The sequence below is a fragment of the Hahella sp. CCB-MM4 genome, assembly GCF_002260525.1.
Taxonomy (GTDB): domain Bacteria; phylum Pseudomonadota; class Gammaproteobacteria; order Pseudomonadales; family Oleiphilaceae; genus Hahella.
In genome coordinates this window covers 1-630 of the sequence record NZ_MRYI01000062.1, presented here as the reverse complement: position 1 = coordinate 630, position 630 = coordinate 1, and the positions used below count along the sequence as shown (strand labels likewise).

Here is a 630-nt window from a genome sequence, read left to right as displayed (position 1 = left end):
GAAATCTCTATGGCATGATCGGCATGGCCATCGCTCTGGTGGCCACCCTGTGGCGTCCCGAGGTGACCGCGGTCTGGCTGATCCTGATCGCCATGGCCATCGGCGCGGTGATCGGCGCCAAGGTGGCATTGAAGGTGGAAATGACCGAAATGCCTGAACTGGTCGCCATCCTGCACAGCTTTGTGGGTCTGGCCGCGGTGCTGGTCGGTTACAACAGCTACGCGGATCATGGTCCAATGTTCGGCGTGATGCTGAACATTCACCTGACCGAAATCTTCCTCGGGGTGTTTATCGGGGCCGTCACCTTTACCGGGTCGGTGGTCGCCTTCGGCAAGCTGCGCGGCAAGATCAGTTCCAAGGCACTGATGCTGCCCCATCGTCACAAGCTGAACCTGGCCGCCTGTGTCGTCTCCTTCCTGCTGATGCTTTATTTTGTGAACAACGGCGGCAGCACCTTCAGTCTGTTGCTGATGACCGTGATTGCCCTGTGGTTCGGCTGGCACCTGGTGTCCTCCATCGGTGGGGCCGACATGCCCGTGGTCATTTCCATGTTGAACAGCTATTCGGGTTGGGCGGCCGCGGCGGCGGGATTCATGCTGTCCAATGATCTGCTGATCATCACCGGGGCAT

The 630-nt window shown here is 59.4% G+C and carries 1 protein-coding gene; it reads left to right on the top strand.

Annotation, left to right across the window (positions count from 1 at the left end; genetic code table 11):
• A partial coding sequence (locus tag BTA51_RS28880; RefSeq protein WP_210404949.1) for an NAD(P)(+) transhydrogenase (Re/Si-specific) subunit beta occupies positions 1 to 630 on the top strand: 630 nt, incomplete at both ends.